General features: G+C 69.3%; 13 protein-coding genes. 8 read left to right on the top strand and 5 right to left on the bottom strand.

Translation table 11 applies throughout. The annotated features are described in order from the left end of the window. Positions 1–73: 73 nt before the first annotated feature. On the top strand, positions 74–931 hold the full coding sequence (locus IE318_RS31185) for a helix-turn-helix transcriptional regulator (protein WP_189905707.1): 858 nt from the start codon (positions 74–76) through the stop codon (positions 929–931). A gap of 90 nt (positions 932–1,021) precedes the next feature. On the opposite strand, the gene IE318_RS31190 is transcribed toward IE318_RS31185, so the two are convergent. Then, on the bottom strand, positions 1,022–2,749 hold the full coding sequence (locus IE318_RS31190; protein WP_189905709.1) for an FAD-binding protein: 1,728 nt from the start codon (positions 2,747–2,749) through the stop codon (positions 1,022–1,024). A gap of 215 nt (positions 2,750–2,964) precedes the next feature. Here IE318_RS31190 and IE318_RS31195 point away from each other — a divergent pair, with 215 nt between their 5' ends. The 4 genes from IE318_RS31195 to IE318_RS31210 all read left to right on the top strand — a co-directional run bounded on the left by IE318_RS31195 (position 2,965) and on the right by IE318_RS31210 (position 8,113). Continuing rightward, on the top strand, positions 2,965–5,778 hold the full coding sequence (locus IE318_RS31195) for a helix-turn-helix transcriptional regulator (RefSeq protein ID WP_189905711.1): 2,814 nt from the start codon (positions 2,965–2,967) through the stop codon (positions 5,776–5,778). Positions 5,779–5,921: 143 nt separating this feature from the next. Next, entirely contained in the window at positions 5,922–6,686 is a 765-nt protein-coding gene (locus tag IE318_RS31200; protein WP_189905712.1) for a sigma factor, read from the top strand. A 10-nt stretch (positions 6,687–6,696) separates the two neighbouring features. Continuing rightward, positions 6,697–7,044, top strand: coding sequence for an ArsR/SmtB family transcription factor (locus IE318_RS31205; RefSeq protein ID WP_037870175.1), 348 nt, complete (start codon positions 6,697–6,699; stop codon positions 7,042–7,044). A gap of 301 nt (positions 7,045–7,345) precedes the next feature. Beyond that, the gene (locus IE318_RS31210; protein WP_189905714.1) at positions 7,346–8,113 is read left to right on the top strand and encodes an SDR family NAD(P)-dependent oxidoreductase; all 768 of its coding nucleotides are present in this window, start codon (positions 7,346–7,348) and stop codon (positions 8,111–8,113) included. Positions 8,114–8,250: 137 nt separating this feature from the next. Here IE318_RS31210 and IE318_RS31215 read toward each other — a convergent pair whose 3' ends face one another. After that, positions 8,251–8,820 (bottom strand): TetR/AcrR family transcriptional regulator, encoded by a 570-nt coding sequence (locus IE318_RS31215; RefSeq protein WP_189905716.1) that lies wholly within the window; start codon positions 8,818–8,820, stop codon positions 8,251–8,253. A 233-nt stretch (positions 8,821–9,053) separates the two neighbouring features. Between IE318_RS31215 and IE318_RS31220 the strand changes: the two genes are divergently transcribed. Further along, a complete protein-coding gene (locus IE318_RS31220; protein WP_189905718.1) occupies positions 9,054–10,436 on the top strand; it encodes a carboxypeptidase regulatory-like domain-containing protein in 1,383 nt (460 codons plus the stop codon). Positions 10,437–11,092: 656 nt separating this feature from the next. On the opposite strand, the gene IE318_RS31225 is transcribed toward IE318_RS31220, so the two are convergent. From IE318_RS31225 to IE318_RS31235, 3 genes are all read right to left on the bottom strand, one after another. After that, entirely contained in the window at positions 11,093–11,491 is a 399-nt protein-coding gene (locus tag IE318_RS31225; protein ID WP_189905720.1) for a hypothetical protein, read from the bottom strand. A gap of 228 nt (positions 11,492–11,719) precedes the next feature. Continuing rightward, positions 11,720–12,589, bottom strand: coding sequence for a GNAT family N-acetyltransferase (locus IE318_RS31230; RefSeq protein ID WP_229903847.1), 870 nt, complete (start codon positions 12,587–12,589; stop codon positions 11,720–11,722). Between the two features lie 205 nt (positions 12,590–12,794). Further along, on the bottom strand, positions 12,795–13,712 hold the full coding sequence (locus tag IE318_RS31235) for an MFS transporter (RefSeq protein WP_229903848.1): 918 nt from the start codon (positions 13,710–13,712) through the stop codon (positions 12,795–12,797). 212 nt (positions 13,713–13,924) lie between these two features. Between IE318_RS31235 and IE318_RS46185 the strand changes: the two genes are divergently transcribed. Both IE318_RS46185 and IE318_RS31245 read left to right on the top strand, forming a co-directional pair. Beyond that, positions 13,925–14,047, top strand: a complete 123-nt coding sequence (locus tag IE318_RS46185; RefSeq protein ID WP_268256759.1) for a hypothetical protein — start codon at positions 13,925–13,927, stop codon at positions 14,045–14,047. A 198-nt stretch (positions 14,048–14,245) separates the two neighbouring features. Then, complete coding sequence (locus IE318_RS31245) at positions 14,246–14,701, top strand: VOC family protein (protein WP_189905724.1); 456 nt, start codon at positions 14,246–14,248, stop codon at positions 14,699–14,701. The last annotated feature ends 210 nt before the right edge of the window (positions 14,702–14,911 follow it).

Here is a 14,911-nt window from a genome sequence, read left to right on the forward strand (position 1 = left end):
GCACGCCGGTTCCGGACGTCCACGGACCGGCGATCCCGTCGGGGACGGCACCGTCCCGTGAGAAAGGACAGCCATGGCAGACCGGGCAGCACTGGCGGCCTTTCTGCGGGCGCGCCGCGAGGCACTCCAGCCGGAGGACGTCGGGCTGCCCCGCGGGCGCCGCAGGCGTACCGGCGGGCTGCGCCGCGAGGAGGTCGCGGCACTCTGCGACATGTCGGTGGACTACTACAGCCGGCTCGAACAGCCACGAGGTCCCCACCCATCGGAACAGATGCTCGCCGCGATGGCCCGCGGACTGCACCTGTCACTGGAGGAGCGCGATCTTCTCTTCCAACTCGCCGGCCACGCCCTGCCTCGCCGGGTGTGGCGCGGGGACCACATCAACCCGGGGATGATGCGGATCCTGGACCGGCTGGAGGACACCCCCGCCCAAGTGATGAACCACCTGGGCGAGACACTGAGACAGACGCGCCTGGCGGTGGCGCTGTTCGGTGACGAGACGGCCTACACCGGGCCGGCACGCAGTGCCCACTACCGCTGGTTCACCGACCCGGTCGCCCGCATGGTCCACCCCGAGGACGACCACGCCGAGCAGAGCCGTCTGATGGTGGCGGACCTTCATGGCGCCTACATCCGCGACGGCGGCGACTCGCGTGTCGCCGAGCTCGTGGACACGCTGAACAGGGAGAGCCCCGAGTTCGCCGGCATCTGGCGCGAGCGCCCCGTACTGGGGCCGTACTGCGCCACCAAACGCTTCCGGCACCCCCAGGTCGGGACGCTGGAACTGCACTGCCAGACGCTGGTCGACCCCGACCAGTCCCAGCGGCTCGTCGTCTACACCGCGACACCGGGCATCGAGAGCCACACCAACCTCCGCCTGCTGGCCCTTCTGCCGAACGCCGAGGGAACGTCCGTACCGGGCAGGCCGTGAGCAGCGTGGCGCTGCAGCTTTCGATGACGCCCTGGCCGAAGACGGTGCCGTCCTCGCCGAAGGGAGCCCACCCGTTGGCTCCCCGGACACCTACTCGGGCAGCCGCACGTCGGCCGGGACCTCGTGCATCAGCTCGGCGATGGCGGTGGGGATGGGCGGTACGGATTCCCGGCGCACCCCGGTCGTCGGGGACCACACCAGATTGACCTGCAGGTCGGGGTCGGCATCGGGGTAGTCGGACCGGTTGTGACAGCCCCGTGTCTCCCGCCGCTCCAACGCGCACAGAAGTGTCGCGCGAGCGGCGAGAACGGCGGACCTGAGGTCAAAGGCGTACGCGAGGTCCTGGTAGCCGCCGATGTCGATGTGCACGCCCACGTACGCCATGCGGGCCTCGATCGCGTCGAGTTCGGCCAGCCCGGCGGCGAGCCCGGCCTCGTCCCGGGCGACACCGGCGCGATCCGTCATCAGGCGGCGCACCGACCGTTGCAGCGCGCGGACGCTCTGGTCGCCGTCGGCGGCCACGAGCCGGTTCACGTCCGCCTCCGCGGTGCGAACCGCCGCCGGCGACCGTTGCTGGGAGGTGAGCCTGGCCGAGTACTCCGCAGCGGCCCGGCCGGCGATCCGGCCGTAGACGAGTAGTTCGATCAGCGTGTTCTCCTCCAGCCGGTTCGCGCCGTGCAGACCACTGGCCGCCTCCCCGACCACAAAGAGCCCGTCGACATCGGTGCTGTGGTCCTCGGGCCGTACCCAGACACCGCCCATGGAGTACTGCGCGGTCGGCGCGACCTCGATCGGGTCATGGGTGATGTCGAGCATCTGCAGGTCCAACAGCGTCTGGTGCACCCGCGGCAGCCGCGTCAGGACCGTCTCACGCGGCAGGTGGGACAGGTCGAGCCACACGCCGCCGGCCCGGGTGCCGCGGCCCTCCCTGATCTCCGTGGAGGACGCCAGCGCGACCCTGTCCCGGCTGCAGAGCTCCATCCGCTCGGCGTCGTAGCGCGTCATGAACCGCTCACCGAGGTTGTTGAGCAGGACCCCGCCCTCTCCGCGTGCCGCCTCGCTGACGGGCAGGCCGGCCGCGTTCTCCGGGCTGATCAGCCCGAAGGGGTGGAACTGCACCAGCTCGGGGTCGCGCAACCGGGCACCGGCCTCGACGGCGAGGCGGAAGGTGTCCCCGGTGTTCTCGCCTCGACGCGACGACGTACGCCGCCAGATGCGCGTGTGTCCTCCGGTCGCGAGGATCACGGAGTCGGCGTGCACGAGGTAGCGCGAGCCGTCGACGAGATCGAATCCATAGGCACCGAAGACCGTCCCGTCGTCGACCAGCAGCCGGGTGACGTACACGTTCGACAGGACGGGAACGGCGAGCTGCTCGGCGCGTTCACGGAGCGCTCGTCGCACCTCGAGACCGGTGTAATCGCCGGTGAAAGGGGCATGGCGGTACGAATCGCCGAACTGGCGCCGGGCGTTCCCGCCGTAGCCCTGGCGGTCGAGACGCATCCCGTAGCGCCCCACGTCGTGGAATCCCTGCCTCGCGTAGCGGGCCACGACCTCGGCGGTGCGTGGGTCGGCCAGCAAGCGCCCTTCCCGCAAGGTATCGGCCATGTGCCGTTCCCATGTGTCCCCGGGCCCGGTGGTGGGCGACGCCTCAGCCAAACATTCGGATGTCGTGACGGTGTGGACATCGTCGGCCGCGCGTTTGGCCACCGCGATGACCGCGATGCCGGCCTCGGCGACTTCGATGGCCGCCCGGAGGCCTGACCCACCGGCTCCCACCACGAGAACGGACGTGGCGAGCTGGTGTCCGAGCGAAGACATGGGACCTCCTGCAACAGCGGACGGGCGAGATCATAGGCAGTGGTCGACAAGACAGCGGCCTCGTGTGTGACAGCGTCTGAACAATTTTCGGAGTGGACTCTGTCACAACATTGCGACACAAGGTGTGTGGGTTGTCCCAGGTATCGTTGTGAGATCGCCCCGACAACCATTGTGGGGGCCTCGCATCCCCGGATTCCCCCAAGGAGCCGCGACGTATGATCGCCAGCCCGCTTCCCGAACTGGTCGGCCGGCATCGCGAGTGCGCGGCGCTCGACGACCTGCTGGCCGGGCTGCGCGAAGGTGGGCCACGAGTACTCGTGGTCCGTGGCGAGGCCGGAATCGGGAAGTCGGTACTTCTGGAGTACGTGGCCGCGCAGGCGTCACGGGTGAAGGTGACCTGGGCGCACGGCATCGAGGCCGACATGGAGCTCCCCTACGCGAGCCTGCACCAACTGTGTGCACCGTTCCTTGACGAGCTCGACGAGCTGCCGGAACCCCAGCGCGACGCCCTCCGCGTGGCGTTCGGGATGGCCGCCGGAGACCCGCCCGACCGCTTCCTGGTCGGCCTCGCCGTACTCACTCTGCTGACCAGGGCCTCGGAGAGCCGACCGGTGCTCGTCCTGGTCGACGACGCTCAGTGGCTGGACCAGGTGTCCTTGCAGACCCTGGAGTTCGTGGCCCGGCGACTGCTCGCCGAGGCCGTCGCGATGGCGTTCGCGGTACGCGACCCCGAGGGACAGGATGCGCTCAAGGGTCTGCCGGCACTGCGGCTCGGCGGTCTCGACTCCGTCGCGGGCGGAGAGCTCCTTGAGGCCGCCGTCGGCGGGCGGCTGGAGAAGCGGGTCCGGGACCGGTTCGTGGCCGAGATGCACGGCAACCCACTCGCGCTGCTCGAATTCTCCCGCGGCCGCAGCGCCGCCGAGCTGGCGTACGGCCTGGACTCGTCGGCTTTCCGGAGCGTCCAGGGGCCTGTTGCGAGCCGTGTCGAACGGGACTTCGTCAGCCGGCTCGGTCAGCTGCCGGCGGCGACCCGGACGCTGCTGCTGATCGCCGCGGCGGAACCGGTCGGTGACGCGTGCCTGCTGGCCAACGCAGCCGCGTCTCTCAAGATCACTCCCAATGCCGCACCGGCCAAGGCGGCCGGCCTGATCGAGTTCGGCGAGTCCGTACGGTTTCGGCATCCGCTGGTGCGTTCGGCGGTTTACCACGGAGCCGAGCCCGAAGAACGCCGAGCGGTGCACCGGGCGTTGGCCGAGGCCACGGACCCGGTCCTGGACCCCGACCGGCGAGCCTGGCACGCCGCCCAGGCCGCCGACGGGCCGGACGAGGAGGTCGCCGCGGGGCTGGAGCAGGCTGCCGACCGTGCGCGGCAGCGCGGCGGTATCGCGGCCGAGGCGGTCCTGCTGCAGCGTGCGGCCGAGGTGACGCCGGATCGATGGTCGCGAGGACGCCGAGCTCTCGCGGCCGCCGAGGCCCACTTCTCGGCAGCCGCCCCCGATCGGGCCACGGAGCTTGCGACGGTGGCCGAACTGTGTCCCCTGAGCGCTCTGGACCGCGCCCGCCTGGCGCGCCTGCGGGCCAGGATCCTGTTCGCCCTCAGCCGCAGCGACGAGGCGGCACCTCTGCTCCTCGAGGCCGCCGCACAGTTCACTGCCGCCGGGTCACCACTGGCGCGGGAGACGTACCTGGAGGCGATCAGCGCGACCATTTTCGCCGGCCGGGTCCACGGTCCGACAGGTGCCCGCGCCGCCGCGATCGCGGCCCGCGGGTCCGGGGCGCCCTCCTCGGGCTCCAAGGCCGCCGACCTGCTTCTGGACGGTGTGGCCGCGCTCCTCGCGGACGGGTGTGAGACCGGTGTCCCGGCGCTGCGCGCCTCACTGGAGTTGCTCACGCACGAGGAACTCGGCACGCGTGAGGCGACCGTGCGCTGGCTTCTGCTGGTCCCGGTCGCGCTGGAGGCGTTCATTCACTACGCCTGGGACCTGCACGCGTGGGACGCGCTGTCGAGTCGCGCGGTGCGCCTGGCCCGCGACATCGGAGCGCTCGGTGCGCTGCCGCCGGCCCTCATCTACGCCGGCGGGGTGCACATCCACTACGGTGATTTCGCCGAGGCAGCCCGGATGATCGACGAAGCCGACGCGCTCGCCGCCGCGACCGGCCACGCCCCGCACAAGTACGCGACGCTCGTCCTGGCCGCATGGCGAGGCGAGGCGGACGTCGCCGCCGGCATCATCGAAGAAGCCCGGCAGAGCGCCGAGCAACGCGGGGAGGTGTCCCTGCTGGGCGCCATGGGCTACATCCAAGGCGTACTGTTCAACGGCCTGGCACGCTACGAGGAGGCACTGGAGGCTGCTCGCACGGGCATCGAGCACGACGGGTTCAACTTCACCGGCCTGTCGCTCGTCGAACATGTCGAGGCCGCCACCCGGTGCGGTGAGCTCGACCAGGCCCGCGCCTCGCTGGCCCGGCTGCTCGAACTCACTCGCGCCGCAGATTCCGGATGGGCCCGTGGCGCCGGCGCCCGCAGCCAGGCTCTCCTCACCGACGGTGACGAGGCCGACCGTCTGTACCGGACCGCGATCGAGGAGTTCGGCCGCGGCAGTGTGGCCGTGGAGGTGGCACGCACCCACCTGCTGTACGGCGAGTGGCTGCGGCGCAGCAACCGCCGTTCGCTGGCACGGGAGCACCTGCGCACCGCTCACGAGATGTTCGACGGGATGCGGGCACACGCGTTCGCGGAGCGAGCCCGCCGCGAGCTGCTCGCCACCGGCGAGCACGTCAGGGCGAGGGAAAACAGGCCGACGAGTGTCCTCACCCCCCAGGAGTCGCAGGTCGCGACGCTCGCCGCCGACGGCATGACGAACGCGAAGATCGGCGCGGAGCTGTTCATCAGCCCGCACACCGTGGAGTGGCACCTGCGGAAGGTGTACACGAAGCTCGGTATCAACTCACGTCGCGCGCTGCCGGGTGCCCTCGCGAGCGCCCCGGCCACGAACACCCTGGACGAGGGCACGGTGCGATCCGGCTGAGGACCGGTGCGGGCCCCCCGGGTGACCCCACGGGGTCCCTACGGACTCGACCATGGGTGACAAGGGCGCGGTGAGCGGTGCCTCGGGCCGAGGGTGGAGACAGCGCCCCGGACGGGCGCCCGCCCACGAAGAGGAGTTCCCGCATGTCCGCGCCCAGCCCGGAGAAGACGACGCCGACCGAACCCCCGGTCGCCCGGCCGGGCGAAGACGACCTGGACTCCGCCCTCGACATCTTCCTCGCCCAGCGGACACGACTGTTCCGCATCGCCTACCAGATCCTCGGTGACGTCTCGGGAGCCGAAGACGTGGTCCAGGAGGTGTGGTTGCGCTGGCAGCTCACCCACCGTGTGGAGATCAAGAATCCGGCCGCGTTCCTGACCACGGCCACGACCCGTCTGGCGATCAACGTCGTCCAGTCCGCGCGGCACCGTCACGAAACGCCGGCCGAGCCGCTGTTGGCCGACCTCGGTGACCGGGCCGCCCAGGATCCGGTGCTGCGTGCGGAGCAGACCGTGGCGGTCGAGGCGGCCCTGGCCCTGCTCATGGCGAGGCTGACACCGGATGGGCTGGCCGTTTACTTGCTGCGGAAGGGCTTCGACTATGCCTATGCCGATCTGGCGGGGTTGCTTCGGATCAGCGCCCAGAACGCACGGGTGGTGGTCCACCGTGCGCAGGCCCGCCTCGGATGTGACCGCGAGCGGCCGGTCCCCGCTGAGTCCCACCGTCGTCTGGTCGCCGCGTTCCGGACCGCGGCCGGCACCGGTGACCTGGAATGCCTCATCCAGCTGCTCGTCCCCGCCGGCCAGGTGCATCGCCTCCTGCAGCCGGCCCCTGAACCACCCGCCCAGGGCCCCGATGGTGCGTTCGTGATCGCGAGCGATGTTCGACATGGGCCGAACGCTCGGTAGCATGGTCGGCATGCCGGACCACTCGTCACCTGCCGACAGCGAGATCGCACTGCCGCGTCTGCTGGGAGCGCTGAGTGATCCGACTCGGCTGGGGATCGTCCGCATCCTGTCCGATGGTGCCGAGCGCGGCTGGGGGCAATTCAGCGCCCCCGTCGCCAAGTCCACTCTCAGTCATCATCTCAAGATGCTGCGCGAGGCGGGTGTCACACAGACCCGCCAGGAGGGCACGCGCTGCTATGTGAAGCTGAGGCGTGACGCCCTCGAGGCCCGTTTCCCCGGCCTCCTGTCGGCACTGCTGTCCGCCGTGGTCACCGACAACATCGGAGAACACGTCACCGAGCGCGACGATCAGGCGTAACGACGCCACTGCTCGGCGCGCCGCACTCGACGACCTGTGAGTCCTCGACACGGGACCTCTCGCCGTAGAGCCTTGTAACGCACGCTGCCACCGGCCTCGTACCCGGGCCCCTGACCGCTTTGCCCGGAGCTGCCCGGAGCCACCGTGTGACGGTCGGTCGCGAGCGCGTGGGGACAGTGTGGGTCGTCGGGGTGTTTCCCCCTCGGTTGTGACTGTCACACCACTGTTCCCATTTGACGACAACGGGGAACCCGCCCATAGTGTTTTATGTACAACGAACATCGAACAAGGAGAGGGCTTGATGCCTGCGAACTCCCTCGACCGGGCCTTCTCCGGCCATGTTGCGATCGTCACCGGTGCCGGATCCGGCATCGGCCGGGCCACGGCCGTCGCTTTCGCCGAGGCAGGTGCACACGTGCTCGGGGTGGGGCGCCGTGAGGAGCCGTTGAAGGAGACGGCCGCGGCGCACGACAACATCGACGTCCTGGCGATCGACATCTGCGCCGACGGAGCACCCGCCAAGGTTGTCAACGCCGCCGTGGAACGGTGGGGACGCCTCGACCATCTGATCAACAATGCCGGTGCCACGGCGGTCATGTCGCTGGCGGAGACCGACAAGCAGACGATCGTCGATCTGCTCGCGCTCAATGTCGTCGCTCCGAGCCTTCTGGCCCACGAGGCCTTGCCCCACCTGCGGAGGACCTCCGGAACGATCATCAACCTCTCCAGCACCTACGGCCACCGCCCCATGGCGGGCGGCGCGCACTACTCGGCCACCAAGGCGGCCATCGAGCAGATGACGCGGAGCTGGGCCCTCGAGCTTGCCGGCGAAGGTGTTCGTGTCAACTCCGTCGCTCCCGGTCCCACCCGGACCGACGTGATGCTGCACGCCGGCCTCACGCCGGAGGCCGCGAACGACATGTACGCCTACGAGCGCGACCGTATCCCCACGCACCACATCGCGAGCGCCGACGAGATGGCCCACTGGGTCCTTCGGATGGCCGACCCGGCCGGGCGTCATGCGACCGGTCAGGTGATCACCGTCGACGGCGGGCTGGAACTCATCTGACTCCGCTGCTCCGGGCCCGCCCCTGACGGCGGGCCGTGGGGGTCCGACCAGGTCGCTGTGGTTCGCTGCTTGTCACGGCAAGGACGTGTTTCGAAAAATCGCGGCTCTGACAGGCAGCGGGAGGCGGCCGCGCAGGGTCAGCCGGGCGCCGCGGTGGCTCCGTCGATGAGGCGCTCGGCTGCCGCGTCGGTACGGGCGACGTCATGGGTCACCAGGCGGTCCTGGCACAACCCGCGCAGGGCGGAAACGAGCAGCGTGGCCGCGGCCCGTGCCTGCTCCGGCGGGTGACCCAGGCGGACGTAGGCGGCGGCGATCGGGCCGACCATGACCTCGACGGTGTCGGCGGCCAACGCCCCGTACTGCTGCGGGTCGGTGGCGGCCAGGCTCAGCAACTGCAACAGCACGCGGATCGGTCCTGCCTGTTCCCCGGCGGTCATCGCCTCCCACAGCGTGCGGGCGGCCCGGCGCAGGCCGGCCGTGTCGTGGACGTTGTCGAACATCGCATGGGCATCGGGTCGGTTGGCGATCAGTGCCTGGGCCAGCAAGTTCTCGCGACTGCCGAAGTAGTACAGAAGCATCCGTTTGGTGGTGCCGATGGATTCTGCGAGCGGGCTCAGCGACATTTGGGCGAGCCCGTGATCTTGAAGGTGCGCCACCACCTGCTGCAGCAGCTCGGCGCGTTTTTCGACATTGACGGGGCGAGGCATGGCTTTGACTGTACCGATCGGTACGCATAGAGTCCCCAGGGGGTTGATGTTCCGATCGGTACATTAACCAGGTGTTCGCGTCAGCGAGGCGAGTGCGAAGGGCGAAGGAATCTCATGGAGCGGGCTGCACTACGGGAAGCGGTTTCGAGTCGTGAAGCCGCGGGACGTGACCCAGTCGTCCACCTGCCGAGACTCGGCCGCGTACCGGTTCGCGGCGTCCGGGGGGCGGTCCTGTGAAGCACCGCAAGGAGCGCACCGAAGACACACCCTGGATCAGGGCTCTGGCCGAAACCCTGATGTTCCCGACGGTACTTTTCCTCGGTCTTCTGTTCTGCTTCACCTCGGCCTTCCACGCTCCCCAGCCGCGTCACCTGAAGATCGTGGTCGCACACCTCGAAACGGAACGAAAGGTCGACACGGCCCTGCAGAGGACGCATCCCGGTGGGTTCGACGTCACCGCCGTGGCGGACGCGGGGCAGGCCCGACGGGCAGTGCTCCATCGGGACGCCGTGGCGGGCTACGCCACCGAGGGCGGACACCCTGTTCTGTACGTGGCTCAGGCCAACGGGACATCGCTGGAACAGGCCCTGACCCAGGGCTTCACCGAGCTGGCGGCGCACAACCACCAGAAGCTCAGCATCACGGACGTGGCACCCACCGTGAGCAAGGACAGGAACGGCACCACCCTGGTCTACCTGGGTGTCGCCTGGAGCGTTCCCGGCTACATACTCGCAACCACCCTGCTGCGGGCGGTGACCTTCAACCGCCGCAAGAAACTGATCACGATCGCGGGCGTCGCCGCGTTCTTCAGCGTGGTGGGCTATCTCGTCGGCACTTGGCTGAACTACTTCCCCCACGAGCCCGCGGCGCTGGCGGTCGGCTTCCTGCTCACCATGGCGGTTGCCACGTTCTCCGCCGGCATCGCGCCGTTCACACGGCAGTTCTTCCCCCTCGTGGGCATGGGTCTGTTCATCGTGCTGAGCGTCCCCACCAGTGGCGTGGCTCCCGTCCCGCTGCTGCCGACGTTCTTCCAGGACCTGCATACCGTGATGCCGCTGGGCAACGCCGTGGACGCCCTCAAGGGGCTGCTGTACTTCGACGAAGCAGGCGTGCTCAGACCAGTCCTTGTGCTTTGTGCGTGGATCACCGCGGGTGTCGCCCTGTTGGGGCTCGACGCGTGGCGGCACCAGCGCGAGGCCGCCGGGGAGAACGCGGAGGAGGCCCAGGAGGACATTCCGGAGCCTCCGGTCGAGGATCCGTCCGTGGAGGCTCCCGCGCCGACCGCGCTCCCGGTTCACCATCACCACCACTTCGGCCAGCCGCTGCCCATGCTGGAGGGCACCGTCCGTGACGACGAGCAGCAACCCATCCGTCATGCCGCCGTGACCGTCATGGACACCCGCGGCCGGCAGCTGGTGCGGACCACGACGAACGCGCAGGGCGAGTACGCCGTGACCGGCCTGCCCGAGGGATACATAGCCATCGTCGTCTCCTACCTCGGCCGCCACCCGGTGGTGCACCAGAAGCTGATGCAGTCCGGCGTGGCCGTCCGGGCGGACTTCACCCTGCACGACCGCAACCGCTGGGCATCGTTCCGGGCGCTGTCGCAGCACTGACACGTGTACAGGTCGCCTCGCGCGTTCGACGGCCATCGGGACTTCGCGCCTGCTGGCGCGTCAGCCGGAGCGGCCGTCGGTGTCCGTGGTGACGTCGATACCGACGGCGTACCACCGGCGGGCATGACATGCGAAAAAAAGCGGGGACCGGACCGGGGGCACTCGAAGCCCCTGGTCGCCCGCCTGGCACTCCAGCTACTTGCCCCGCTGCATCGCGATCACCAGCCGCCGGGCGCGGTGTAACCTCCGCCACTGCCGTGAACCGCACGGAGATCGCAGTCATCGGCGGAACCGGGCAGCGGTCAGGGGCTCGAGCAGGCCGTCGCCCGGGCCGACGTCGTCCACCTGACCAACTCGCCTACACGGATCATCCTGTCCTGCGGCGACCATCGCGCCGTGGTCACCGGCCCACGGCCGGAATGTTCGCCGCCCTCGAGGGTGACGTCCACACCGACACGAACGCTCACTTCGCCCCGCCCGCTGCACCGACTTGTTCTCCTGACCGACGACGCCCGATGAACCGTTCCTGCATGGACCCGCTCACGGCCGAGACACTCGATCGCTCCGCGGTAGCGTCTCGGCCGTTTCGTCTGCCGTGTCCGAGCCGGACGTCCAGGGCGTCCGGCCGGCGCTGGGCTGATGAATGCGGACGGGCGTCAGCGCACGGAGACGACCGTCAGGGACTTGACGGGGCCGGCGCCACGCAGGGTGAGGTCGAACAGCATGTCTCCCTGCCCAGGGCGTAGGACGGCCGTGTGACCAGGGGTGATCTCCCGTTCCGGGCCCTGTCGGCGCTCGCCCTGACGCGGCCCGTGGATCACGGTGACGTACACGGTGGACGGCCCGGTGTTGCGTACCTGCACCTGAGTGGTCGTCGGACAGCGCCGTGGCGCGTCGGGCGTCGGGCACACGTAACGCAGGTCACCGAAGCCGTAAGTACCGCAGGACAACTCCTGGTCCGCGGGGAGGGCGGAACGGCAGGTGCGCCCGGCGCCGACACGGTCGTCACCCGTGTCGTCGGCGTCGTGCGGGAGCGAGGTTCCAACGGCGATCAAGGTCAGGGCGGCACAGCCCGCCCACGCGGCGGCCGATAGGGGATCGGGACGTCTGCGAACGGCCCAGAGCCTGGAGTGACGTACGGCGTTCACTGGAGTCCTCGACACGGTTCGATGGGTTCACACCGTCGGCCAGCGTTGTGTTGACAGCGTTCTCTCACCTTGACCATGCACCCAGTGGATCTGTGACACGGACGCGTCTGCCCCGTCACCACTACGGACGGCGGTTCAGACAGGGAAGGCGAACAGGCGGTACTCGGACAGCGTCGTGAAGCCGAAACGCCGGTACAGCGGTTCCCCCGCCGGGCTCGCCACGAGCGCGGCGGAGCGCATCCCACTTTCCTGCCCCGCCCGGAGCGCGGCGACCGTCAACGCTGCGCCGATGCCCCGTCGGCGATGCGCTTCGGCCACGTGCACGAGGAAGATCCCGGCCACCCCGTGGGCCGTGATCACCACCGTCGACCCGACCACCCGGCCGTCCAGTACCGCGGCCAGCCGGATGATGTCCGCGTTGTCCTCGCGTCGCGACTCGATGCGCACCATCTCCGCCTCCAGGCCGGGCGCGATACCCATCGACGTCCGGTACGTCCGGACCAGCTCCGCCAGCCGTTCCCCGTCCCGCACCGTCTCCATCCGCAGGCCGGCGCTTGTACCGGCTGAACCGGCCGGATCGAGTGTCTCGGCCGGGTCGGCCGGTTGGCCGAGCGACCTCACCATTACCGGAAGGACGGCGAGCTGCCGTCCGCCGTGGCGCTGCAGGGCATCGGCGGTGTCCTCGGCGCTGTCGGGTCCGACCCACCACCACCAGGGAAGACCTGCCAGGTCCCTGCGGACGGCTGCCACTGCCGACTCGAGCTCGGACGCGGACCGCACGCGCACCACACCGTTGAACTGCGGCGTGGCAAGCCCGCTGCGGAACTGATCGACAACGGGTCCCGGACGGCTCTCCGCGTCCCACCCCATGAGGTACTGACGGAAATTTGCGAAAACCGACGCCATCAAGCCGGGGTCCTGGGCATCCTTTAGGGCTTGCGTCCGGTCATCGTGTGGCGTGCCGATCGCCCTTGCTCCATTCACCATGAACACGGCCTTCTTCACTTCGCAGGTCTGACGGGGCGCGGTGAGTGTAGTGCCGTACACCGTGTGGTTCCCGGCGAGAGGTCCAGGACGACGCAGTGCCCACTACGGCCGAGCACTGGGCAATCTGCCGCCCCCGGGTCTCCGGGAGTCCCAGTACTCCGACGATCACCAGGACGTACCCGAGGGCTCCGACGCCCATGGCCCCTCCATGGTCGGAGCGCTCTCATCGGTGCTCGGTCTGAAGGCGGCTGACCGCGAAGAGGACGAACGTCGCCCGGCGGCCGACCCAGTCGTGCAGATACCCGGCGCAGACGTAGCCGAGGAAGCAGCCGGCGATCACCGCCGAGAGATAACCGCCGGTGCCCACGACCGTCAGGCCGCGTTCCGTGTGCAGATAGGACGGTAGCCAGGTGAAGACGGCGAAGTACCCGCCCTGTACTCCGATTCCGACCAGCACGGCCAGCAGTGTGGTGCGTCGCAGGTCGCGGCAGAACAGTACGACAAGGCCGCCCCAGGCCGGACCGGCCGTCTCGGTCGCGGCCCGGCGGCGGTTCTCCGTCGAGGCGTCGGAATCCTTGACATTGCGTCCGACGAAGAGCAGCGCGAAGGCGGGCAGGATGCCGAGGAGGAAAAGGTAGCGGCAGGCGTCGGGTCCGGCGTGACTGAACACGACGGTGTATCCGAGGACGGCCAAGCCCCAGCCGATCGCCCAGGAGCTGTGGACGAATCCCAGGATCCGGCCGCGGTGCTTAGCGGGGGAAACCTCGGCGACCAGGACCGCGCCAGCGGCGAACTCGCCGCCGAAACCGAGTCCTTGGAGTCCCTTGAACAGCAGCATCTGGCCGTAGGTCTGGGCCAGCCCGGACAGGGCGGTGAACACCGCGAAGGTCGCGACGGTGAGCATCAGGACCCGTACCCGCCCCATCCGGTCCGACAGCAGACCCGCCAGAGCCCCACCTACCGCCGAGGCCAGCAGCGTCACCGTCATGATCCAGCCCGCCTGGGCGGAACTCAGCGCGAACGCCGCGGTGAGGGAGCCCAGGGCCAGCGGCAAGGTGTTGAAGTCGAAGGAGTCCAGGCCCCCCCGGCGAACCCCGCCCAGAAGACGGGTCGGTGCTCGCGCGGCAGGGAGCGGTACCACCGAGGGAACCCTCCGGCCCGGGACGCGGTGATCGGGGACGTGGAGGATGGCGGTTCCGCCATGGCGTTCTCCCTGGAGGTCGGGCGGGAGGGTCCGTCTCGAAGGGCCCGGATCCGCGCAGATGCTCTGGTTGGTCGCTCCGTCGTCGCGGGATCGAGTGTGGTCGGCAGGGCGTTAATTCACCCGAAACCGATCGGACGCGCATCAACACCGTGCTCGCCGGCACTCCGGAGGCCGCATTCTGCGGCCTCGACCCCGGCAAGGACAGGAAGGGCACCCGCTCCGACGGCGAGGCTTTCACCGAGGACATCGCCCCGCAGATCGTCCGCCACTGAGGCTTCCACACGCCCGCGAGGTGACCTGGCCAGTATTGGGGCGCCGCTGCGCCGGCCTGCGGAGGCCGGCGCAGCGGACACTCGTTCCGTGTGCATGGGGCGGTTCCTCAGACCGTCGTCACACCACCGGTGTCACGGATCGGGTGCCTGTTCGGTCAAATCCTTCAGTAACATCGGTCCATGAAGGGATGACGGACGATGACAGTTCACGGCGATCTCCCCGCACCACAGCAGGGTCTCCTCCTGACGCATTTCCTGACTGTGAGCAATGTCGCGGTGTCCCGGCGCTTCTACGCCGACGTCTTCGGCGGCGACATCGTGATGGAGGAGAATCCGGCGATCGTCAAGGCCGCCAACACCTGGATCATCATGAACCCCGGCGGCGGTCCCACCCCCGACAAACCAGGAGTCATACTGGAGGCACCACAGAGTGGTGAGCGTGTTTCCAGTTTCCTCAATGTGCGAGTGGCCGACATCGCCGCCTTCTATACGCATGCCGTCGCGCATGGGGCCGACTTCCTCACCGAGCCTGTTGACCGTGGATCCGAGCTGCGCTGCTACTTTCGCGACCCCGACGGCTATCTCATCGAGGTCGGCCAGTCCACGGGCTTGCTCGTAGGGATCCAAGCGGCCCCGCCCGCAGAGTCCGGTTGAGCACCGACCCCACTACTGCCCTGTGCGCCGCCCGGGAGCCGGTGATCACCCCGAGGGTGATCAGCGGCTCCCGGCGCGATCGACACTGGCCCCGACTGGTTCGCCGTCCTGAACCGCCGCTTCGGTGCGACGACTTACGCCTCCTCGTTCACCCAGCTCATGAGCTTGCGCAGCTCCTTGCCGGTGGTCTCCAGCAGGTGCTCGGAGTCC

This window comes from Streptomyces spiralis (genome assembly GCF_014654675.1).
In the GTDB taxonomy this organism is placed as follows: Bacteria; Actinomycetota; Actinomycetes; order Streptomycetales; family Streptomycetaceae; genus Streptomyces; species Streptomyces spiralis.

Coding starts and splice junctions, on each gene's coding strand:
- IE318_RS31245 (WP_189905724.1), top strand. CDS start 14,246: ATGACAGTTCACGGCGATCTCCCCGCACCACAGCAGGGTCTCCTCCTG.
- IE318_RS31200 (WP_189905712.1), top strand. CDS start 5,922: ATGTCCGCGCCCAGCCCGGAGAAGACGACGCCGACCGAACCCCCGGTC.
- IE318_RS31215 (WP_189905716.1), bottom strand. CDS start 8,820: ATGCCTCGCCCCGTCAATGTCGAAAAACGCGCCGAGCTGCTGCAGCAG.
- IE318_RS31195 (WP_189905711.1), top strand. CDS start 2,965: ATGATCGCCAGCCCGCTTCCCGAACTGGTCGGCCGGCATCGCGAGTGC.
- IE318_RS31205 (WP_037870175.1), top strand. CDS start 6,697: ATGCCGGACCACTCGTCACCTGCCGACAGCGAGATCGCACTGCCGCGT.
- IE318_RS31190 (WP_189905709.1), bottom strand. CDS start 2,749: ATGTCTTCGCTCGGACACCAGCTCGCCACGTCCGTTCTCGTGGTGGGA.
- IE318_RS31210 (WP_189905714.1), top strand. CDS start 7,346: ATGCCTGCGAACTCCCTCGACCGGGCCTTCTCCGGCCATGTTGCGATC.
- IE318_RS31185 (WP_189905707.1), top strand. CDS start 74: ATGGCAGACCGGGCAGCACTGGCGGCCTTTCTGCGGGCGCGCCGCGAG.